The organism is Paraburkholderia sp. RL17-368-BIF-A (assembly GCF_046054045.1).
In the GTDB taxonomy this organism is placed as follows: domain Bacteria; phylum Pseudomonadota; class Gammaproteobacteria; order Burkholderiales; family Burkholderiaceae; genus Paraburkholderia; species Paraburkholderia graminis.
Genome location: NZ_JARESN010000012.1, coordinates 118,168 through 138,214, shown reverse-complemented (window position 1 = coordinate 138,214; position 20,047 = coordinate 118,168). Strand labels below are relative to the sequence as shown.

The 20,047-nt window shown below is 60.2% G+C and carries 18 protein-coding genes; 10 read left to right on the top strand and 8 right to left on the bottom strand.

The genetic code is table 11. The features are described 5' to 3' along the window. Window positions 1-236 precede the first annotated feature (236 nt). The 5 genes from P0D87_RS21225 to P0D87_RS21205 are packed head-to-tail and all read left to right on the top strand — an operon-like array spanning window position 237 to window position 9,462. Complete coding sequence (locus P0D87_RS21225; protein WP_053859872.1) at window positions 237-2,864, top strand: FHA domain-containing protein; 2,628 nt, start codon at window positions 237-239, stop codon at window positions 2,862-2,864. Then, on the top strand, window positions 2,842-4,215 hold the full coding sequence (locus P0D87_RS21220) for a beta-barrel domain-containing protein (RefSeq protein ID WP_006047237.1): 1,374 nt from the start codon (window positions 2,842-2,844) through the stop codon (window positions 4,213-4,215). The genes P0D87_RS21225 and P0D87_RS21220 overlap by 23 nt, the downstream gene beginning before the upstream one ends. A gap of 37 nt (window positions 4,216-4,252) precedes the next feature. Further along, on the top strand, window positions 4,253-5,005 hold the full coding sequence (locus tag P0D87_RS21215; protein WP_053859873.1) for a peptidylprolyl isomerase: 753 nt from the start codon (window positions 4,253-4,255) through the stop codon (window positions 5,003-5,005). Window positions 5,006-5,047: 42 nt separating this feature from the next. Further along, window positions 5,048-8,104: a peptidase domain-containing ABC transporter gene (locus P0D87_RS21210; protein ID WP_029967038.1), complete on the top strand. Its 3,057-nt coding sequence runs from the start codon at window positions 5,048-5,050 to the stop codon at window positions 8,102-8,104. Next, window positions 8,104-9,462 carry a sigma-54 interaction domain-containing protein gene (locus P0D87_RS21205; RefSeq protein WP_053859875.1) on the top strand — a complete coding sequence of 453 codons (1,359 nt, stop codon included), beginning with the start codon at window positions 8,104-8,106 and terminating at the stop codon, window positions 9,460-9,462. The genes P0D87_RS21210 and P0D87_RS21205 overlap by 1 nt, the downstream gene beginning before the upstream one ends. Window positions 9,463-9,481: 19 nt before the next feature. Here the strand turns inward: P0D87_RS21205 and P0D87_RS21200 are convergent, their stop codons facing one another. Together P0D87_RS21200 and P0D87_RS21195 are read right to left on the bottom strand one after the other, a co-directional pair. Beyond that, a complete protein-coding gene (locus P0D87_RS21200; protein WP_029967036.1) occupies window positions 9,482-10,252 on the bottom strand; it encodes a PP2C family protein-serine/threonine phosphatase in 771 nt (256 codons plus the stop codon). Between the two features lie 5 nt (window positions 10,253-10,257). After that, window positions 10,258-10,545: a hypothetical protein gene (locus P0D87_RS21195; RefSeq protein ID WP_006047232.1), complete on the bottom strand. Its 288-nt coding sequence runs from the start codon at window positions 10,543-10,545 to the stop codon at window positions 10,258-10,260. 463 nt (window positions 10,546-11,008) lie between these two features. Between P0D87_RS21195 and P0D87_RS21190 the strand changes: the two genes are divergently transcribed. Together P0D87_RS21190 and P0D87_RS21185 are read left to right on the top strand one after the other, a co-directional pair. Then, window positions 11,009-11,503, top strand: coding sequence for a lecithin retinol acyltransferase family protein (locus P0D87_RS21190; protein ID WP_006047231.1), 495 nt, complete (start codon window positions 11,009-11,011; stop codon window positions 11,501-11,503). Between the two features lie 40 nt (window positions 11,504-11,543). Then, on the top strand, window positions 11,544-11,798 hold the full coding sequence (locus P0D87_RS21185; RefSeq protein ID WP_006047230.1) for a hypothetical protein: 255 nt from the start codon (window positions 11,544-11,546) through the stop codon (window positions 11,796-11,798). Here the strand turns inward: P0D87_RS21185 and P0D87_RS21180 are convergent. Further along, window positions 11,795-12,673 carry a LysR family transcriptional regulator gene (locus P0D87_RS21180; RefSeq protein ID WP_006047229.1) on the bottom strand — a complete coding sequence of 293 codons (879 nt, stop codon included), beginning with the start codon at window positions 12,671-12,673 and terminating at the stop codon, window positions 11,795-11,797. The genes P0D87_RS21185 and P0D87_RS21180 overlap by 4 nt on opposite strands. A gap of 99 nt (window positions 12,674-12,772) precedes the next feature. On the opposite strand from P0D87_RS21180, the gene bla reads away from it, so the two are divergent. Further along, complete coding sequence (gene bla / locus P0D87_RS21175) at window positions 12,773-13,720, top strand: class A beta-lactamase (protein WP_053859876.1); 948 nt, start codon at window positions 12,773-12,775, stop codon at window positions 13,718-13,720. 37 nt (window positions 13,721-13,757) lie between these two features. Here the strand turns inward: bla and P0D87_RS21170 are convergent, their stop codons facing one another. The 3 genes from P0D87_RS21170 to P0D87_RS21160 form a co-directional block, all read right to left on the bottom strand. Continuing rightward, window positions 13,758-14,108, bottom strand: coding sequence for a response regulator (locus tag P0D87_RS21170; RefSeq protein WP_006047227.1), 351 nt, complete (start codon window positions 14,106-14,108; stop codon window positions 13,758-13,760). Between the two features lie 5 nt (window positions 14,109-14,113). Then, window positions 14,114-15,586: an ATPase domain-containing protein gene (locus P0D87_RS21165; RefSeq protein WP_053859877.1), complete on the bottom strand. Its 1,473-nt coding sequence runs from the start codon at window positions 15,584-15,586 to the stop codon at window positions 14,114-14,116. A gap of 242 nt (window positions 15,587-15,828) precedes the next feature. Further along, entirely contained in the window at window positions 15,829-16,299 is a 471-nt protein-coding gene (locus P0D87_RS21160) for a MarR family winged helix-turn-helix transcriptional regulator (RefSeq protein ID WP_053860795.1), read from the bottom strand. 95 nt (window positions 16,300-16,394) lie between these two features. Here P0D87_RS21160 and P0D87_RS21155 point away from each other — a divergent pair, with 95 nt between their 5' ends. Both P0D87_RS21155 and P0D87_RS21150 read left to right on the top strand, forming a co-directional pair. Next, window positions 16,395-17,441 carry a squalene/phytoene synthase family protein gene (locus P0D87_RS21155; RefSeq protein ID WP_053859878.1) on the top strand — a complete coding sequence of 349 codons (1,047 nt, stop codon included), beginning with the start codon at window positions 16,395-16,397 and terminating at the stop codon, window positions 17,439-17,441. 118 nt (window positions 17,442-17,559) lie between these two features. Then, window positions 17,560-17,808, top strand: a complete 249-nt coding sequence (locus P0D87_RS21150; RefSeq protein ID WP_053859879.1) for a hypothetical protein — start codon at window positions 17,560-17,562, stop codon at window positions 17,806-17,808. 213 nt (window positions 17,809-18,021) lie between these two features. Here P0D87_RS21150 and P0D87_RS21145 read toward each other — a convergent pair whose 3' ends face one another. Both P0D87_RS21145 and P0D87_RS21140 read right to left on the bottom strand, forming a co-directional pair. Next, window positions 18,022-18,339: a DUF4148 domain-containing protein gene (locus P0D87_RS21145; protein WP_006047222.1), complete on the bottom strand. Its 318-nt coding sequence runs from the start codon at window positions 18,337-18,339 to the stop codon at window positions 18,022-18,024. Between the two features lie 165 nt (window positions 18,340-18,504). Continuing rightward, on the bottom strand, window positions 18,505-20,034 hold the full coding sequence (locus P0D87_RS21140; protein WP_053859880.1) for an alkaline phosphatase family protein: 1,530 nt from the start codon (window positions 20,032-20,034) through the stop codon (window positions 18,505-18,507). Window positions 20,035-20,047 lie beyond the last annotated feature (13 nt).

Here is a 20,047-nt window from a genome sequence, read left to right as displayed (position 1 = left end):
GGAGCATTGAGCTAATCCGCTCAGGCGCGCATGTGAAACCCGTTGCGGTTTCTCATATCGTGTGCAGCGGCTTATCACCGACGACCGGGAATTGACACTCGCAATGCGTGACTTACAATCGTTGAGGAACCGTGTTTCCGCCGGTTCTTTCAAACAAGATTCTCTCGCCGTCGTCCTTCGTGCTGACTCCGTTGCGCTCTCGCAGCAACGGGTAAACGATTAGTGATCCGGATAAAATGGCCGACGGCGAAATATCCATTGCCGAGAAGCGCGCGACAGTCGAAACCGCTTTCGACGTGCTGCTGTCTCCGCTTGCGTCCGCGCAACGCCCGGCACTGGACGCGATCCGCATTGTCGATAGCCTGTTCGCCATTGGGCGCAGCGAAGCGCCGTTCAACGACTACCCCGCCGAGTGGATCGCGCGTCTGTCGCGCCGTCATGCACGCGTTTTCATCGAGCACGGCGCGATTTATGTCGCGGACCTCGGCAGCAAGAACGGCACCACGGTCAACGGCGTTGCCGTGCGCGAGACGCCGGCGCGCGTGCGCGCAGGGGACGAACTGTGCTTTGGCGGCGATCTCTGTTATCGCGTGAGTATCGAGCCGCGCGCCCGCATCGTCGCGAAAAGCAGCGCGGTGGTCGCGCCGCGCCTGCTACTCGTGCCGCAGCGCGGCGATCTCGGGCTTCAGCCCGTTGAAGTGCAGGCGTTTCCGTTTCTCGTCAGTAAAGCGGACGAAGTCTTTTCTCGCTACAAGGACCGCTATCCGCATCAGGTCAATTACATCTCGCGTCGGCATGCGCACATCTTTCTGAAGGGCGCGGAGCTTTACGTCGAAGATCTCGGCAGCACGAACGGCACATTCGTCGGTGGAATACGGCTCGGCGAATCCGCGCTGCCGCTTGCCGATGGCGACGTCGTTGCATTTGGCGGCGACCACTTCGTCTACAGGGTGACGCTGCAAAAACCGCCCGAAGTCGAGCCGACCGTGACTCAGCTGCTCCTCAATCCCTCAGTCGCCAAACTCGCGGATGTCGCCGATGTCGACGCCGACAAAACGACGTTCGTGGGCGCGGCGCATTCGTTTCTCGACATCTTCTGCGTCGACCCAGCGAGGCAACGCGAGGACGAAATCAACGAGGCGGCGCACGTTACATCTGGACATGCGGGACGCACGCCGTCGGCTAGCGGTGGAGCGGCGGGTGCATCGGCAAAAAGTGCGAACGGATCGCATAGTGCGGACAGCGCCCTGAATGAATCGAATGGCGGCCGCGTCGCCGGCGTTTCCAGGCGCAAGCAGCGGCGCTGGCGCCTCATCGCAAGCGAGTTGAGCAAGGCTTTCGCAGGCGACGATCGCGCGAGCATGCGACGCTTCGCCATGTGGGGCGGCGCGGGCGTCGTGTTGCTCGGCGCCGTCGCCTTCACACTTTATATGCGCGGTTCCTCCGAACGTGAACTGAAGAACCTGCTGGCGAGCGGCGACTATACGAGTGCTGTGCAATCCGCGAAGAACTACCTGGTGACTCATCCGGCGGACACGAAGGTGAGCGCGCTTGCAAGCGAAGCGCTGCTGAAGGCAAAGCTGCCGGATTGGCTCAACGTGCTGCAAAAGTCGCAATTCGATCAGGCCGATGCGCAACTCGCCGAGATGAAGTCGTTGACCGCGAATAACGCCGACGCACTTTCGCTTCTCGGCGAATTGCAATGGGTGGGCGATCTCGAACGCTTCGTCGCGGGGCGCGGCGGTGTTGAGGCACCGATCCGCATGTATCAGGACGAAGCGGCTATCGGCGGTTTGCTGCAACGCTGGGACGACGATCCGAAGAGTCATCAGCGAGCGCTCGACAGAATCGCGTCATATGTACCGGTCTTCACAGAACCGTACGCGCAAGCCATGAGTCATTTGCGCAAGCTCGAGAGCGACGACTCCGTTTATCTCGCGGCAATCGGACGTCTGGACGGCGCGATTCGCACCGAGTTGGCGCGCGACAAACCGGCTGCATTGCCATCGGTACTCGACGATTATGCGCAGCGCTATCCGCGTCTCGCGGGACTCGACCGCGTGCGCGACGACTTGCGCCAATACACGGCTTTGCTGGAAGCCGCGCTTGGCCGTCAATTGAGTACTTTGCTCGCGCTGATGAAAACCGCGCGCTTCAGTACGCCGCCGTTTCAGGAGCAATATCGGCAATTGGCCGCGACGCGTTTGCCGTCGGCGGATGTCGTCCAGCGGCACGACGCAATCGCCGCTGCGTGGCGGCGCGGCGACGCACAACAGGCGCTGACCGGATTGCAGTCGATGCCGGCGGGGCCGTGGTCCGATGTACTGGCCGCCGAGTTTGCTCACAAGAAAGCACTCCTCGATCAATACAACGACTTGCAGAAAACGCGCAACGGAAAAGATTACGACCAGCGTCTGCTTTCTTTCTATGCGAGCCTCGATCCGTCAACGGATGTGTGGTTCGCCCAATCCATTCAGAAAGACGTCGCCGCGTTGCACGATAAAGCACTGTCACGCGCGCAAGATTTGATGCTGCGCGCACAGAGCCTGTGGAAGCAGTATCGCGCAAGCGGTCCGATTGGCGGCACGCAGCGCCTCGAAGCAGGCATCTCGCCGGGCTTTCGCAACGAGGCGCGCTTGCTGTCCGATGCGCAAACGGCCGCGCAGCAGGGTATGCGCATCTATTCGCAGTTGAAGGCGGAATATCCCGCGGATTTCGACCGTTTGCTCGCGGATATAGAAGCGGAAACAACATTGCAGCGCCGCTCGCTGACCGAGTTGCGCATGGTGCTGGACCCGGCGCTGCTAAAAGCGAAGCTGGCGTTAATTGGAGGCGAGCAGAGTGAAGCGCGACAGTTACCCTAGGTCGCTGGCGCAAGCGCTGGAGGACCACAGTGTCGAAGGCATTGCGATACTCACTGCGGAGCCGGTGCGGATCGCGCGTGCGCTGATCTGGGCGATGGTCGCGTTGGTGGTCGCGGGCTTGCTGTGGTCGTTCGTGGGGCGTGCCGATGTGATCGTCAGCGCACAGGGCACGCTATCGCCGGAATCGGAAGTGCGCCGCATTTATGCGCCTATCGACGGCGAACTGGCCGACCTCTATATCGCGGAAGGTCAGCCCGTGTCGAAGGGCGATGTACTCGCGCGATTAAATGCGCGCGGCGCGATCGAGGCCGCAAGCAATGCGTTGCAGGCGCAACTGAAACTCGAAGACGCCGAGCGCGACTGGAAGCAGTTCCCGCAGAAGAAAGCGCTGATGGAGAGAAAAGCCGCGGCATTAAAGGCGCAAATGGAAGTGGAAGCACGTCTGCACGAAAACCGTGTTTCGGAAGGAACCACCAAGCTCGCCGAAGGACAGAAGGCTGAACTCGACGAAGCGCGCAGTGCACTCGACAACGCGCGGCGGGTACGCGAGGCCGCACACCAGGAACTCGACCGCTATTCGCGGCTATTCGCGCAGCCGGGCGGCGGCGGTATTGCCGAATTGCAGGTGGAGCAAAAGAGAACCGCGTCGATGGAAGCGGACAATGCGTACCGTGTTGCGCAATCGAAGCTCGCCGAATTGGATTTCCGCTTGAGTCACGAATACGCGAAAGCGAATGCGGAACTCGAAACGAGCGGGCAGCAAGCTACGGATCTCCAGCTTCAATACGACGCCGCAGTGCGCGACGTCGCCGACGCGGAAGGCAAGGTGCGGCTGCAACTACAAAGCGCACGGCTCGTCTCCGAAGCCGCCGCGCGAATCCGCTTCGAGAACATCGACAAGGACAACTTTCTGCTGATTCTCGCGCCCGTTTCCGGCGTGATTACCGATGTCACGTCGACGCAGCGAGGCGACAAGATTCAGGCCAATTCGCCGCTCGGAGGCATCGCGCCAAAAGACGCGAAGCCGGTGTTGAAGATCGAAATCGCCGAACACGATCGCGCGTTTCTTCACGAAGGATTGCCGGTCAAACTGAAGTTCAACGCATTTCCGTATCAGCGTTATGGATTGATCAACGGCACGCTGGCCTATATTTCGCCGGCCACCAAGCCGTCATTGACGGACAAGCAGCCGGTCTATGAAGGCCGCGTCACGCTCGACAAAAACTACTACGAGATCGCCGGTACGCACTATCCGTTGCGTTACGGCATGACCGCGAGCGCGGAAATCGTCGTGCGCGAGCGGCGCCTGATCGACCTCGGCCTCGATCCGTTCAGACAGGTGGCGGGTTGACCGCGCGGATCACATATCAACCAAAGGAGCGGACAACATGACCGCAATAGTGCGAATTGACGATGAAGTCGTGGATGTGGGCGAGTTCATCCGGCTTCTCAAACTGACTGGCCAGTTCGAAAGCCTGATAGAGCAGATAGTGCGCGACAAGCTGACGGTGCACGCGGCGAAGAAGCAGGGCATCGTCGTTACGCCCGACGACATTCAGGAGCGCGCCGATCAGTTTCGCCGCGTGCGAGGGCTGCATCGCGCGACGGATATGAACCAGTATCTCGACGTGCTGAACGTGAGCCTCGACGAATTCGAGGCGTTCATCACGGACGGCCTGTATCAGGAGAAGATGCTCGACCAAGTCGGCAACGAAGCGGCCGTCAGAGACTACTTCGCGCTCAATTCGCCGAAGTTCGATGCAATCGAAGTGAGCCATATCGTGCTCGACAGCGAAGGCAAAGCGAAGGAAATGATCTCGTATCTGCGCGACGATCCCGATAGTTTCGCCGACATGGCGCGCGAGCATTCGATTGCCGATACGCGAGAAGCGGGCGGTGTGATCGGTAAGGTACTGCGTGGCTCGTTAAAGCCGGACATCGAGGCGAAGATCTTTAACGCGGCGGTGGGCGATCTGCTCGGCCCGTTTCCGTCGGCGGATCGCTCGTGCTTCGAGATCTTCGCGGTGACCGCGAAATACCCAGCGACGCTCGACGCCGACGTGGCCGCTGAAGTCAGGCGCCTTTTGCGCGAAAGCTGGCTGATCGCGCGTGCGCAGGAGCATGTGATCGAAGCGCGCTAACCGGGCGCCACCGTCAGAAGTCGAACCGAGGTCCGCACGCTTATGGATGCACCCCAGACCGCGCCGTCCGCCGCCGAATTTCTTGCCTCGGTGGAGATACTGTCGCCTTTCTCGCGCGATGAGATCGAACGTCTAGCCGAATATGCGCAAGCGCGCTTCTATTCGTTTGGCGAAACCGTGTGCTCGACAGGCGAGACAGCCGACGGTTTATACATAGTCCGCTCGGGCTCGGTACGCATCTTCGTCGAGGAGCATGGCAAGGAAACGAGCATGGGCGTGCGCAAGTCGGGCGAGATCTTCGCCGATATTGCAATGCTGCGGACGTATGTGCATGAGGCGTCGGTGCGGGCGTCGGCGAAAACGGAATTGCTGTTTATTCCGCGCGCGGCAATCGAGCCCGTCATGGCGGGCAATCAGGCGGCGCTCGCGTTTGTCGCGAGCTATGTAGCGATCAATTCGGCGGGTGGCTTTGTCGCGCAGCTATTCGATTTGCGCGGCAAGCTGAACAAAGCCGAACTCGAAGAATATGTGCGTAGCGTCGGCGTTAAACGCGTGGCGGCGGGCAAGGAAATCCTGCGGCAGGACGCACGCGACGACCGGCGCTTATACGTGGTGCGTCAAGGCGAGGTACGCATTGTCCGGCACGAAGAAGGGCGCGACTATACGCTCGCCACGCTCGGCGAAGGCGAGATATTCGGCGAAAAGGCGTGCTTGATGCGCCAGGAGCAAATGGCGTCTGTGATTGCGTCGACAGACGCGCGGCTGCTGGTGATTCCCGAGCGCACCGTGCACTTCATACTCGAACGCAATCCCAAGTTGCGCGAAGTACTGGACGAACGCATTCGTTATGGCGATCGCGAATTGCAGCGGCAAAAGCGGCTCGAGCAACGCCGCAAGCTGCCGCTCATGCTCGATTTGCAGAGCAAGCCCGCGTTGGGCGAGAAGATAATCAAGCGCTTCGCGTTGGTCGAGCAAGCGGAAGAAATGGATTGCGGCGCCGCGTGTCTCGCGATGATCTGCCGCCACTACAGTATTCCGATGACGCTCGGCAAATTGCGCGAGCTCGCGAATGTGACCACGCAAGGCGCGACGCTCGACAGTCTCGCGCGCGCGGGCGAATCGCTTGGCTTCACCGCGCGTGGCGTGCAGTGCACGTTCGATTCGCTGCGTGGTTTCGATTTGCCGTTCATCGTGCATTGGGAAGGCTATCACTATGTCGTGGTGTACGGCCTCTCTACCGAATATGTATGGGTCGCCGACCCGGCGCTCGGCTTTCGCAAATTGACGGTCGAAGACTTCGAGCGCGGCTGGAGCGGCACATGTCTGCTGTTTACGGGCGGGCCGCAACTCGTGCAAATGTCGGCGGCGCGTTCGCCGTGGATACGCTTTGTCGGCTACCTGAAGCCGTACAGAAAAATTCTCGGGCACCTGTTTCTGGCCACATTCGTGATTCAGGTGCTGGGTGTGATTCCGCCGCTCATCATCCAGAATATTCTTGACGGTGTGATCGTGCATCAGAACGTGAGCCTGCTGCATCTGCTGATTGGCGGGCTCATCATCGCCAATGTGTTCTCGCAGCTCATGTCGTCGATTCGCGCGTACCTCGCGAATTTCATGGTGCGCAATATGGACTTTGCGATGATGTCGCAGTTCTTCAAGCACACGTTGTCGCTGCCGTTCTCGTTCTTTGCCAAGCGCAAAACCGGCGACATCTTTGCGCGCTTTCAGGAGAACCAGACCATTCGCGCATTTCTCACCGAATCGACGGTGACGACCGCACTGAACCTGCTGATGGTGTTCATCTACTTCACGATCATGTTCGTCTACAACGTGAAGATGACGCTCGTGTTGATCGGATTCGTCATTCCGATCATGGCGCTGACCGCGTTAGCCACGCCGAAGATCAAGAACTATGCGCGCGAGGTGTTCACGGCGTCGACGGAATCCAAGTCGTTTCTCATGGAAGCACTGGCCGGCGTGGAGACGGTCAAGGGCATGGGCATCGAGCGGCCCGTGCGTTTGCGCTGGGAAAAGAAATACGCGAAAGCACTGGAAGTGCAGTACCGTGCGCACGCTTTCAATATTCTTGTCGGGCTCGGCAGCCAATTGCTGAACGCCGCCACCACGATTGCAATTCTATGGGTCGGCGCGAATCTCGTGCTCGCGCGCGAAATGACAATCGGGCAATTGATCGCATTCAACGCATTCATGGGCAGCGTGTTAGGCCCGTTGATGGGACTCGTTGGCTTATGGAGCATGCTGAACGATGCGGGCGTCGCGATGGAACGGCTCGGCGACGTGCTCGACATCGAGCCGGAACAAAAGCCGGAAGATCTGCCCTCACGCGTGATGTTGCCCGAGCTGCAAGGCGAAATAAGCCTGAACGGCGTGTACTTCCGTTATGGCGAGAACGACTCCGCCTATGTGCTGGAGAACATCAGCTTCGACATCAAGCCCGGCGAACTGGTCGCGATTGTCGGGCGCAGCGGCTCGGGCAAAACTACGCTCGCGAAGTTGCTGGTGGGCTTTTATGCGCCGAGCGAAGGCAAGATGTCGATCGACGGTTATGACCTTAGCGTGGTCGACAAAGCCTATTTTCGCGCTCAAATTGGCTATGTGATGCAAAGCAATCTGCTTTTTTCCGGCACGATTGCCGAGAACATCGCAAGCGGCGACGACGCGCCTGACCGCCGCCGTATAGAAGAAGTCGCGAGAATGGCCGACGCGCACGCGTTCATCAGCAAGATGCCGCTCGGCTATGAGCAGATTGTCGGCGAACGCGGAATCGGTTTATCGGGCGGTCAGATCCAGCGGCTGTGCATTGCGCGCGCGCTGTATCACGATCCACGTCTGCTCGTTTTCGACGAGGCGACGTCCGCGCTCGATTCGCAGTCGGAAAGCAACATTCTCGGCAATATGCATGACATTCTGAAAGGCCGCACGGCGGTGATCATCGCGCATCGGCTGAGTACGATCATGCGTGCCGACAAGATCCTTGTTCTTTATGAAGGGGCGATTGTCGAACAGGGCCGTCACGAAGAACTGCTGCAACGCGGTGGCATGTACTACCAACTCGTGCAGAAACAACTGAGTGCGTGATGATGAAGATACTCGACCAGATTGAAGACATCAGTCCGGCGATTTCGTATGCGGGTTTGATCGAGCGGATTGAAATTCTGCGCTCGACGCTGCGATGGTCGTCGCGACTCGAACGCAGCGACATCGACAAGCTGTTGAGGCAGGCCACGTCGCTGCGCGATGAAGTCATGCAACTTTCGCACAAGGAGCGCTTCGTGCAGGCCGCGACGTCGGCGGAGCCGGAGCAGCGCGCCGAGCAGTCGCGCGGGGCGCGCAGGCAGGCACTGCTCGCGCGCAGCTTCATTTTCGAAGGGACGTTCGGCGACAATGCGCGGCTCCTGGAATCGCTGGAAATTGCCGAGAAGGCCGCGCCGACAGACTTGCCGGTTCTAATCGACGGCGAAAGCGGCACCGGCAAGGAACTGATGGCGAAGGTCATTCATGCCAACGGCTCGCGTGCGGATAAGCCATTTATTTCCGTGAACTGCGGTGCGATTCCGGACAATCTATTGGAGTCGGAATTGTTCGGGCATCGCAAGGGTGCGTTTACGGGCGCTTCGAATGACCGCAAAGGTAAATTCGAAAGTGCCCACACGGGTACGATTTTTCTCGACGAGATCGGCGAGTTGCCGCTCGCCGGTCAGGTGAAACTGTTGCGCGTGCTCGAAGCGCACGAGATTCAACGCGTCGGCTCCGACGAAACCATTGCGGTGGATACGCGCATTGTCGCGGCAACGAATCGCAACTTGCGCAAGCTGAGCGAGGAAGGCAGGTTCCGCGAAGATCTCTTCTACCGGCTCAGTGTGATTCACGTCACGCTGCCGCCGCTGCGTGAACGGCGCGACGAAATTCCGCTGCTGATTGCCTGGTTCGGCGACGAAGCTGCCGGCACGCTCAAGCGCAGACCAGTGAGATTAACCCCTCGTTTACGGGACTTTCTGCTTAACTACGCTTATCCCGGCAATATCCGCGAATTGCGTAACGTGATGTACCGCATCTCGTGTCTCGCCGGCGACATGGCGGATGTCGACCACTTGCCGACCGACATGCGGCCCGCCGCGCACGGTTCGGCGGCGGCCTTGCAAGGCGTCGCGAATGGCTCGGGACAGCAGCCGATCAGCGTGGCGAATCTCATGTCGCTCAGCGACGCGAAGCGCGCGGCGAGTGACGACGCCGAGAAAGCCTTTCTCGAACGCGGACTGCGCGAAGTGAACGGCACCGTCGCGGAATTGGCGCGCCGTATTGACATGAACCGCTCGCATCTGCAAATGCTGCTGAAAAAACACGGGCTTCATTCGAAGGAGTTTCGCAATCGCAATGTTGTGCCTTTGGACCGGAACGGCGCAGACGAGCGCGAAGAAGACGATGGCGAGACATAAAGCGACGATGTCCGCTCTGTCATGGCGCGGGATTCAGCAGCGTTTTGTCGGCGGCATAAGGATCTTCCGCGCGCACGACGACTGCCGTGATGTTGTCCCGGCCGCCGCGCTCGAGCGCGAGGCTCACGAGTAGATCCGGCGCGTCGGCGTGGGCGGCTGTGTTGAGCACCGCCAGCATGTCGGCTTCGTCGACCTCGTTGCTCAGGCCGTCGCTGCACAGCAGGAAGATGTCGCCGTCCGCGACTTCGATTGCATCGTCGTCGAGTTCGAGCAGATCGGTCGCGCCCACGGCACGCGTAATCATATGCTGCGCGGGATGATGCCGCGCTTCTTCATCGGTAATCACGCCGAGCGACTTGAGTGCTTCCACCTGACTGTGATCGCGCGTGAGTTGGCGCAGTTGGCCATCGCGCACGAGATAGAGGCGGCTGTCGCCGGCCCACACATAGCCGCAAAAGCGATCGCACGCGAGAAGCACGACGACGGTGCTGCCGATGCGCTGCACCTGGCGGCGCGCGGCCTCTTCTCTCAACTGACGATTCGCGACCTGCAAATGCGCGCGTGCGTCCGCGATAAACGCCTTCATGCTGACGGGCGGCGCGAGCCGCTTTAGCGCGTCGATCACGAGGCGGCTCGCGAGGTCGCCGACCGCGTGCCCGCCCATGCCGTCCGCGACGGCCCAGCGTCCCAGTTCGGCGTCGTCGAGGCAGGCATCTTCATTGACTTCACGCACGCATCCCGCGTCGGAACGCGCGCACGACGTCCAGCGGAATTGGCTCGCGCAAGTCACAACGGCTACACCATATCGTTTCTGCTGCGTGCGTCGGGAGCGACGCTAATGTTCGAGTTCGCACCGGTATTGCGCACGTCGACCGACTGGAACTGGTTGATCATCTGGTTAGCATAGAAGTTGTTGGACACCTCGTACAGGTTCACGACCGGCCCAATGCTCGGCGTTTCCCGCACATAAGGCTGAATCCATCCATAGACCCACGGCGCACCGCCTCCGCCGCGAATCGCCGCCATTGCTTTGCGGTCGAGTGCGAGGTTCAGCGAAAGATCGTTCACAGAAATAGAAGCCATGTCGTTCTCCGGTTGACCGCGTGCGCGACGCGCGCGGTTTTTATGGATCTGGGCGAGATAGTGCAAGCGCTATGCCAATTTGTACGCGACGTCCTGCGTTTCTTCGGTAATGCGTTGACTGGCATGGGGCTGCGGGCCGCTCGGAGCGTGTCGGGCGAGTCGCATGCAAAGCGATAGGTCGGGCAGTAGCCAACATTCACGCGTCACGACCGGTGTGGGGCCCAACACTTTCTCAATGCATCGCGAGGCTTCCAAAAAGCTCTCCAAAGCACAGCTCGTGACGGTGACAAAAGATCGCCAATCGCCAACACATCGACGCGATTTCTGTCGGTTCAAGGCCCACACTCGCGTCGTTAAAAGCCGCGTATTTTCGCGCAAAGCCCTATAAACAAGGGCTTCCGAGCGCATGGCCCGGATGATGCAAAAGACCTCGCAACAGTGTTGGAAACAAACGAGGCAAGCCATGAACACGAACTCTCTTCAGACGACAAGCGATGCGGCCGATGAACCGTCGTCCACCATCGACTTGCCGATCGGTTCGCATCTGGTCTCCACCCGCTGCGGTTACGAACATCACGGCATTTATGTGGGCAATGGCCGTGTGGTTCATTACGCGGGCTTTGCCGGTTCGGCGCATCGCGGCCCGGTTGAAGAAGTCGAACTCGACCGCTTCGCCGCCGGGCATCCGCTGACGATCAGAGCGACGCTCGGCGCGCGCTACCTCGGCGAAGAAGCAGTGCGCCGCGCGCGCTCACGTCTCGGCGAGAACCGCTACCGCCTCTTGACCAACAACTGCGAACACTTCTGCGCGTGGGTGCTGCTTGGCGAAAGCCGCAGCGAACAGGTGCATTGCAGCTTGCGCCATCCGCGCACCGGCATGCACGTGCTGATGTGCCTCGTGAAGGCATTCGTCGAGGCCGGCGCGAAGAACAGGCAGTTTGCCGCGCAAGTGGCGTGAGTTATCGAAAGAGATGAGTGAAGGAACCGAGGAGAACATCATGGCTGCTGCCGAAAAGACCTTGCACTGGGCCGTCGACAAATGGCTTGCACCTACGCCGTCGATGCCGGCACGAGTGGTCGAGTTCTGCCACCGTGCGTCACTGCATCAGCGTTTCGTGCGCGTCGAGGCGCTGCGTCCGGGCGGCCTGCTGTCCATCTTCTTCTTCCGTCACGACGACGGTTCGTGGAATGTATTTCCGCCGCAAGCCGAACGCCCCGCGATGAACGGCTATCGTCGCACGGGCCTGTGCTAATCCGGCGTGTGTGTGGCCGCTTCCTTGATGAGCCACTGACTGAACAGCAGCATCGCGGGCGTCATCGGCTTGCCCTTTAGCCATGTGAGCCAGTAACTGCCGGCATGGACTTCGACATCGAACGGACGCACGAGGCGGCCCGTATTGATCTCTCGATCGAACATCAGCGCGGGCGCGAGTGCGATGCCCGCGCCCTGCATCGCCGCTTCGACCATCAATCGCGAAGAATCGAACACGGGTCCGCGAATGGGCCGCGGTGGAATGCCCGCAGCGGCGAACCAGTTGCTCCAGTCATCCGCGCGATAGGAACGCAGCAGCGTTTGGTCGGCGAGATCCGCGGGCGTCGACAGACGCGCTGCAATTTCCGGCGTGCATAAGAGCGCGAGCGGTGCATCGAGCAGGCGCGTCGCGAGTGAACCGGGCCACGTGCCGTCGCCGAAACGGATTGCGAAGTCGAGCCCTTCGGTCGCGAGATCCACGAGATTGTTGTTCGTCAGAAGCCGCAATTCGACGAAGGGATGAGCCTCTCGAAACGATTTGAGCCGCGGCATGAGCCAGCCGACCGCGAACGTACCCACCACGCCGACCGTCAGCACTTCATGAAAGTGGCCGCCTTCGAATTGCTTGAGCACGGCTTCGATGCGATCGAATGCGTCAGTCAGGACGGGACGCAATGCAAGACCCTCGTCGGTCATCGCGAGACCGCGCGGCAAGCGTTTGAATAGCGTGGTGCCGAGACGTTCTTCGAGCGATCTGACCTGCTGGCTGACAGCGGCCTGGGTGACATTCAGTTCGAGTGCCGCGCGAGTAAAGCTCAAGTGCCGGGCGGAGGATTCAAAAGCGCGCAGCGCGTTAAGCGGAAGATAAGGTCTCATGGCCGAGGCATAAGTTTTTCTTGTGAGCGCATTAACTTATCATCGTTTGTCAGCGGCGGCGGGAAAACCGATAGTTGCGGCTTCACACAAGGAGCGGCAATGATCACGAGAAGAAAATTCGCGGGTGCGATGCTGGGCGTTTCGATAGCTGGGGTTGCGTTCGGCAACAGCGGCGCGTGGGCCAAGAACGCGGAATCGGGCAAGGCAATCAATGGAGCGCGGCAGCGGCAACAGTTCGCCAAGGCGGATGCGATTCGCGCGCGGCTCGAAGAGATCGAAGCACAAAGCGGTGGACGGCTCGGCGTGTCGATCGTCGACACGACCTCGGGACTGCACGCCGGCCTGCATGCGGACGAGCGCTTCCCGATGTGCAGCACGTTCAAGCTGCTCGCCGCGGGGGCGATCCTCGCGCGTGTCGATGGCGGCGAGGAAGATCTGCAGCGGCGCATCGTCTATCCGGAAAGCGAACTGGTGCCGTACTCGCCGGCGACGTCGAAGCACACTCGCGAGCGCACCGGCAACGCGGGCATGAGTATCGCGGAGTTGTGCAAGGCGGCGATCACGCTCAGCGACAACACCGCGGCTAATCTGCTGCTGCAAAGCTTCGGCGGTCCTGCTGCACTGACTGCATTCGCGCGTAGTCTCGGCGACGGCATCACGCGGCTGGACCGCAATGAGCCGACGTTGAACGAGGCGACGCCTGGCGATCCGCGCGATACGACGACACCGAATGCAATGCTCGGCAATATGCGCGAACTCCTGCTTGGCGAGCGTTTGAAGTCGTCATCGAGAGTGCAATTGCTCGCGTGGCTCGCGGGCAATGAGACCGGCGGCGCGCGTCTGCGCGCAAAGCTGCCGAAAGATTGGGGCGTGGGCGACAAGACCGGCACGGGCGATCACGGCACCGCGAACGACGTGGCGATTTTCTGGCCGCCGGGACGCGGCCCGATTCTTGTGGCGGTCTATTTGACCGGCACTGCGGGCGACGCCGCGCGCAACAACGCGGCGATTGCAAACGTCGGCGCGCTGGTGGTGGAGTCGGTTTGACGCTGCAAGGCGGTGGTGAGCCGCAGTAAGAGAAGCGCTACACCGACATCCGCTTGAGCATTGCGAGCAACGCGTCGAACGCGATCGGCTTGCGCGCGTATTCGATAGACGGATTGGGTTGCACTGGAATATCCGCGGCCGCGCTGCATAGAATGATCGGAATGTCGCGCAGTTCGGGATCGGCGTAAAGCGCCGCGCACAGTTGCAGCCCCGACATGACCGGCATCATGCAGTCCGATACGATGATGTCGGGCCTCGTTCTGCGTATCTGCTCGAGCGCGACGGCGCCATTCGATGCGGTCAATACCGTATAGCCGTGGCGCTCGAGCAGCAGCCGCCATACCGTGAGGATGTCGAATTCGTCATCCACGACCAGAATGGTTTTCATGGGTGCTACGCCGGTCGCCGCGGCTGCAACGTCGCGGACAGACCTGATGCCGAAGAAACCGTGGCGCTGAGCGGGCTTTCGATAACATCGAGCCCTTGCGATGAGATCACCAGCTCATGCGTGGACGGATCATGTGCGCTTTCGCGCTGCTTGACGATGGAGATCGCGCGCCGCAGTCCCGCGTCTGTCTCAGCGTAACGCAGCAGCACGAGGTTCTCGGTGAGTGCCGAAACGCGCGTGGTTCTCGAATGGCCGTGATCGGAATGGAGCGGCATTTCTTCTATGACCAGCGTCGTAATGCCGGCCTCGCGCAATTGATGCAGCAACGCGTTAAGGAACAGCCCGAAGCGCTCGACGCGCAACGCGGAATCGCGGAAGCCTTCCACTCCGTCGATCACGATGCGCGTCGCCCCCATGTTCTTCGCGGTGGCGAGCGCCTTCGCGGCGATTTCGTCGACGGCGAGTTCAATGGCGGGCTGCCATTGAATCAGGAGACGGCCGTCTTCATACGCTTCGTTCAGCGGGATCGAAACGGCCTCGGCTTTGCCGAGGAGCCGTTGCGGTCCTTCGTAAAAGCCGAGATACAGACAACGTTCGCCGCGCGCGACGCCCGCTGCGAGAAACTGCAAACTCAGCATCGTCTTGCCGACGCCCGACGGTCCAATCAACGTCGCGGTCGAGCCTTGCGACAGACCGCCGCCGAACATGACATCGAGATGCGGCAAGTCGAAACCGACCCGTGCTTTAAGATCGACCGGTCCACTCGGCGCGGCGCATTGTGCTTCGAGACGCGGGAACATCAGAAGCCCGCTTTCGGCGATGCGAAAGTAGTGCTTGCCCATCAGATGATTGCGCGCACGCATCTTGTGCACTTCGATTTCGCGCGCGCGGCGCATGCCGTCGCTATAACGGTTGAGTTCGATCAGACCGTCGACAAGCGTATGTTCCGGATGCGGCTCGTTGCCGGACAGCGGCGCGAGCAACAGCGTCGTGCAGTCCATTGCCGCGACGAGAGCGTTCAACTCATGAATGAACTTGGACAACGACAGCTCCGTCTCGCTGAACTCGCGGGCGCTACGAAAGCCGTCGATGATCATCAGGCTCGGGCGGTAATCGTAAATGCTCGACGCAATGAGTTTCAGAAAGCCGTCCAGGCCGTCCTGCATCAGTTCGTGATAGCCAGAAACAAAAAGCATTTGCTGCGCGACGGCTTTTTCGTCGAAGAAAGTCAGGCCTTTCAGGTGCGCAAGCAACTTGTCGTGCGATTCGGCGATGAGCGTCATGTACAGCACTTTCTCGCCGCGGCTTACGCGATGAAAGCCGATCTGGCTCGACAGGATCGTCTTGCCGGCGCCCGCCATGCCTTCGAGAAGATAAACGCCGCCGCGCACGAGACCGCCGCCCAGGATCTCGTCAAGGCCGGGCACGCCCGTTTCGACGTTAGTGCGAGAGAGGGGCGGCGATTCGTGAATGTTCATTATCGTGTGTGGTTGGACTGCGACTAGCGGCGCTCGCTGACGTCAGTGCGTTGCTTAAGCTAACTACGTCAGCAAAGTGCGTTCCCGCTGTTTACCCGCAGTGGCGTGAATACGAAGCAGCGAAGATTGAAAAGTTGTGTTCGGCAAGCGCCCGAAAGTACAAAAGAAGTACGTGCGACGTGGCATATCGGGCGCGGCGGCATGAAGTCATCGCCATTATCAGACGCCACTGCTTGCCGACGCTACCCGCGCAAATTGCGTACGAAACTTTCGAGGTGGCGCTGCACCGTGCCGGCTGTTTCCAGTTCGATGCCTTCGAGCATCTGCTTTTCAATGGCTTTCACCGCCTGCTCGCATTGGCGCAGTATGGTACGGCCCTCGTCGGTCAGTTGCAGCAGCACGATGCGGCCATGCGTGGGATCGGGCTCGCGGCTCACCCAGTTGCGGCTCGCCATCGCGTTCATCACTTCGTTGGCTGATTGCGGGGTGATGAACGAGCGCTCGGCAAGCTGCGCGTTCGACGCTTGCCCTTTCGCTTCAAGCACGGAGAGCGCGGTAAATTGTGCGAGGGTCAAGCCGAGCGGCGCGAGGGCTTCGCTCATACGACGCCGCAAGATACGGTCGAGGCTGCCGATCACATAAGTGAGCCGCAGGCTGGGTCGGCGAGTACGCGTGGCGCTGGGTTCAAGAGTCGAATTCTGGTTTTTGCTCATTGTCGGCACGAGATTCAGGCTATCCCGCATCTTAGCGCGGCTTGCCGTATACAATTGCCCACCGCCTGAATTTTGCCAATACTGACATCGCACCCATGCCGACTCCGACCCGGGCCTTTCTTCTCGGTCCGCTCCTGAAAGGCGTATCACGCTCGTTCTACCTTACGCTTCGCGTGTTGCCGGTGGGCATGCGCGATCCAATCGGCCTCGCCTATCTGCTCGCGCGTGCCGCCGATACCATCGCGGATACCTCACTGATCGCGCCGGAACAGCGGCTCCAATTGCTGCTGTCATTGCGCGATCAGATCAACGGCGTGGCAAACGACGGCGCGCTGTTTCAGCGCATGGCCGCTGAAGTGGCGGGTCAGCAGAGCCAGTCGGACGAGAAGCTGCTGCTCGAATCGCTCGGTCCCGCGCTAGACGTGCTGACGCAATTGAGCGAGCCGGACCGCAACGCCGTGCGCGCGATTGTGTCGACGTTGACCGAAGGCATGGAATTCGATCTGCGCACGTTCCCCGACGAACGCTCGGGCCGCATCGCGGCGCTGCGCGAATATGGCGAGCTCGACCGTTATACGTATCTGGTGGCGGGTTGCGTCGGCGAATTCTGGACCACGATGACCTACGCGCATATGCCCGGCACGCTGAAGGAGCGGCCCCACATCATGGCCGCCCGCGGTGTGCGCTTCGGCAAGGCGCTGCAAATGACCAACGTATTGCGCGATTGCGGCAAAGACCTGCGCATTGGTCGCTGCTATCTTCCGCAAACGATGCTGGAACAGCACGGCCTTAGCCCGCAAGATCTTTTGCTGCCGGCCAATTCGCTGCGCGCGCGTCCGCTGATGGTCGAGTTGTTGCGCAAGACGCTCGATCATTTCCGTGAGGCGCTCGATTACACACTCGCGATTCCCGCTTTTTCCGTGCGCCTGCGGCTCGCATGCTTGTGGCCGATTCTGATCGGCCTCGAAACGCTGCTGCTGCTCGTGGACAACAAGGCGTGGCTCGATCCGCAGCAGGTCTCCAAGGTGCGGCGAAACAAGGTGTATGGGATCATCGCGTCGTCGCTGGTTTTAGTTTCGTCCAATGCATTGGTGCGTCGATCAATCGAGCAGCGCATTCGGGACATCGAAGCGCGCTTCTGACGCGGCCTCCCTGTGATCGCGCGATTTAACCTGCATCAGAAGACACGCGAGAATCGGGAAACCCCTAACACCGCGCGCAGAGGGTTCGCGTTAGTCTCCTCGAAGGAGGAGACGATCCATGAGACAGGCGTTCAATATTGCGGTGGTGCTGTTGCTTGGCTATCTGCTGGCCGACCGGGCGCTCATGCGCGCGCAGGCCGGTGAAGTAGGGACGATCACGTGCCATCAGGGCGCGGAACTCGTCAAGGCGAACGCGTTCAAGAAGGGTTTCGGAGAAGCCGGCGCAAGCAGCCAGGGTGAAAATTTCCTGTCGAACTGCCTCGTCACGGGCCGCGGCCAGGTGGGCGATCTGATCGCTCGCGACTGATTCGCCAATCGGCTCGTTGCACGCACAACTGTCGGCATTGGCAAAAAAGCGCCTGGACCGGTGCGATCCAGGCGAAGTCATCGGTAGCCGATGACGGAGGTAACACATAGCGAACTGGCCCGCGATCGGAATGACCGGTCGCGGGCCAGTTCGTTTGGAACGGATCAAACGGGATGCGCCCTGGCGGCGCGATAAGCCGCGAACCGTTCGTTCTTAGTTGCCGAAGTAAATGGACTTTGCGCCATTAGCGGACCCCGTGCGGCCCGATTGCGATGAGCCGGTGGCCGCGCCGCCGTAGCTCGATATCGCCGGCTGGGCGGTGCCGTTCTGTTCGGCAACGCGGTTTTGTGCAGCCTGTAGATCGGCAGGATAGTAACGGTCGGCACGGCTCGGCTCGTAGCCGGCCTTTTCCAGTTGGACCAGTTCGGCGCGCACTTGAGCGCGTGTCACGGGCTCATTGGACTGCGCGAACGAAGCGACAGGAGCGGCCAGCACGGTGGCGACAACAACGGCTTGAATGAGCGATTTCATGATTAACTACCTCCAGTTCGGTGTTTATTGCGCTACGAACCTTGTTGTTCGCAGCCAGTGATTACATTGTAGGTTCGCAAACTGGAGAGAGTAATGGCGCATTTCGGTAAACTTCGTTGCTGGAAATGAGATAAACGTCTGGAGCTATCGAGCCTATATGCGCTCTCAATCGCCGCGCGTATTGAGAGCGTCATGAGCCTCATGCGCGACTTCCGACAGCCGTGTGAATGCATGGCTGGTGCGCGCGTCGCGTTGATCGCGCGCCTGATAGAAGTCTTTGCTAAGCCACTGTCCGAGGCCGATCATCGCCGAACCTAACGCGCTTTTCATGCGCACCCAACCGTTCTGCGCACGCGCGACATTCGCCGCCGACACGACCGCCTCCGTCGTCAATCGATCCAGTTCCGCGTGAAGGAAGTCCGCGAAATGGTGCAGCCCCTGCTGATTGTTATTCGACGACTTCTTTTCCAGTTCGACGTGCTCGGGAATGAGCGATTGATTGCTCACGCGAATGAACTGCGGTGTATCGGTACGCGCCGCGCCGGTAGTGCGGATTGCGAGCCCGACGCTTGCCGAAGCTTCAGTGCGCTTGCCGAGCGGCGCCATCTTCCACTTGTCGCAGAGATACTTCAGCAGGCTGCAATGGTCGAATTGCGCGTGACAAACGCCGCTATCGCACCACGGCGAAACGAGAATCGCGGGCACGCGCACGCCGAGGCGGTTGAAGTTGAACGCGTTTGTATGTTCGTCCGGCGCCACTGCATCTGGCGGCGGCACCACGTGATCGTAAAAGCCGCCATGCTCGTCGTAAAGAATCACAAATAAAGTGCTTTCCCACAACGGCTGGTTCGAGCGCAGGGCATTGTAGGTATCCGCGATCAGCTTTTCCGCTTTCATGATGTTGTGCGGCGGATGGTCGTCGTTTTGCGCCTCGCCGAAGTACTTCGGCTCTATCAGTGCAAACTCGGGAAATGCGTCTTCGGCCCCGGCGGCATCGCGGAAGAACGTATCGAAGTAGCGGTAATTCGCGAGGTTCTCGGGTTTGCGTTGATTCTTCAACAGCAACGACGCGGGAAAGTCGTAGAAATAAACTCGCCAGCGTTTTTGCGCCTCGTTCAGGCGGTCAAAAATCGTGTCCTGGTCCTGTTCGGTGTACCACTTCGGATTAAGTGCATCGAGGCCGGACGGCATGCCGACCCGTCCTTTCGAAGTGCCGCTAAGCGCGAAGTAGCGGTTAGGCCAGGTCGGGCCGGGCATCGACGAAAACCATTGGTCGCAAACGGTGAAGTGCTCGCCAAGCGTATGCAGCGCCGGCAGGAAGCCGCGTGGATAGTAGCCCATGATGTCTTGCCGCGCGGCAAGACTGCTCTTGGGATAATCGTCCGTGAAGGAGCGCACGAAGCCGCTGTTGTCCCCGTCGATCTGCCTTAACACCGCCGAATGCCGGTGATCCGGATCGAGCTTCATTTGTCGCGCGTACGTGGGGCGAGGTGAGAAGACGTGGCCTTTGCCGTCGTCATTTGTTTTCGCCGCAGCGTTGCGTACGCCGTCCAGATCCTTGTGGACTTCGTCGAGGCAGCCGAGCATCTGATCGAAGGAATGGTTTTCCATGAGCAGAACGACTACGTGGCGAATCGGGTCGTTCTGCTCAGGGGTTTGCTGTTGTGCCGCTTTGCCGAATTGGACGTCGTCCATGTGCATCGCTCCA

Coding starts and splice junctions, on each gene's coding strand:
- P0D87_RS21225 (WP_053859872.1), top strand. CDS start 237: ATGGCCGACGGCGAAATATCCATTGCCGAGAAGCGCGCGACAGTCGAA.
- P0D87_RS21215 (WP_053859873.1), top strand. CDS start 4,253: ATGACCGCAATAGTGCGAATTGACGATGAAGTCGTGGATGTGGGCGAG.
- P0D87_RS21210 (WP_029967038.1), top strand. CDS start 5,048: ATGGATGCACCCCAGACCGCGCCGTCCGCCGCCGAATTTCTTGCCTCG.
- P0D87_RS21205 (WP_053859875.1), top strand. CDS start 8,104: ATGATGAAGATACTCGACCAGATTGAAGACATCAGTCCGGCGATTTCG.
- P0D87_RS21195 (WP_006047232.1), bottom strand. CDS start 10,545: ATGGCTTCTATTTCTGTGAACGATCTTTCGCTGAACCTCGCACTCGAC.
- P0D87_RS21190 (WP_006047231.1), top strand. CDS start 11,009: ATGAACACGAACTCTCTTCAGACGACAAGCGATGCGGCCGATGAACCG.
- P0D87_RS21185 (WP_006047230.1), top strand. CDS start 11,544: ATGGCTGCTGCCGAAAAGACCTTGCACTGGGCCGTCGACAAATGGCTT.
- P0D87_RS21180 (WP_006047229.1), bottom strand. CDS start 12,673: ATGAGACCTTATCTTCCGCTTAACGCGCTGCGCGCTTTTGAATCCTCC.
- bla (WP_053859876.1), top strand. CDS start 12,773: ATGATCACGAGAAGAAAATTCGCGGGTGCGATGCTGGGCGTTTCGATA.
- P0D87_RS21170 (WP_006047227.1), bottom strand. CDS start 14,108: ATGAAAACCATTCTGGTCGTGGATGACGAATTCGACATCCTCACGGTA.
- P0D87_RS21165 (WP_053859877.1), bottom strand. CDS start 15,586: ATGAACATTCACGAATCGCCGCCCCTCTCTCGCACTAACGTCGAAACG.
- P0D87_RS21160 (WP_053860795.1), bottom strand. CDS start 16,299: ATGAGCAAAAACCAGAATTCGACTCTTGAACCCAGCGCCACGCGTACT.
- P0D87_RS21155 (WP_053859878.1), top strand. CDS start 16,395: ATGCCGACTCCGACCCGGGCCTTTCTTCTCGGTCCGCTCCTGAAAGGC.
- P0D87_RS21150 (WP_053859879.1), top strand. CDS start 17,560: ATGAGACAGGCGTTCAATATTGCGGTGGTGCTGTTGCTTGGCTATCTG.
- P0D87_RS21145 (WP_006047222.1), bottom strand. CDS start 18,339: ATGAAATCGCTCATTCAAGCCGTTGTTGTCGCCACCGTGCTGGCCGCT.
- P0D87_RS21140 (WP_053859880.1), bottom strand. CDS start 20,034: ATGGACGACGTCCAATTCGGCAAAGCGGCACAACAGCAAACCCCTGAG.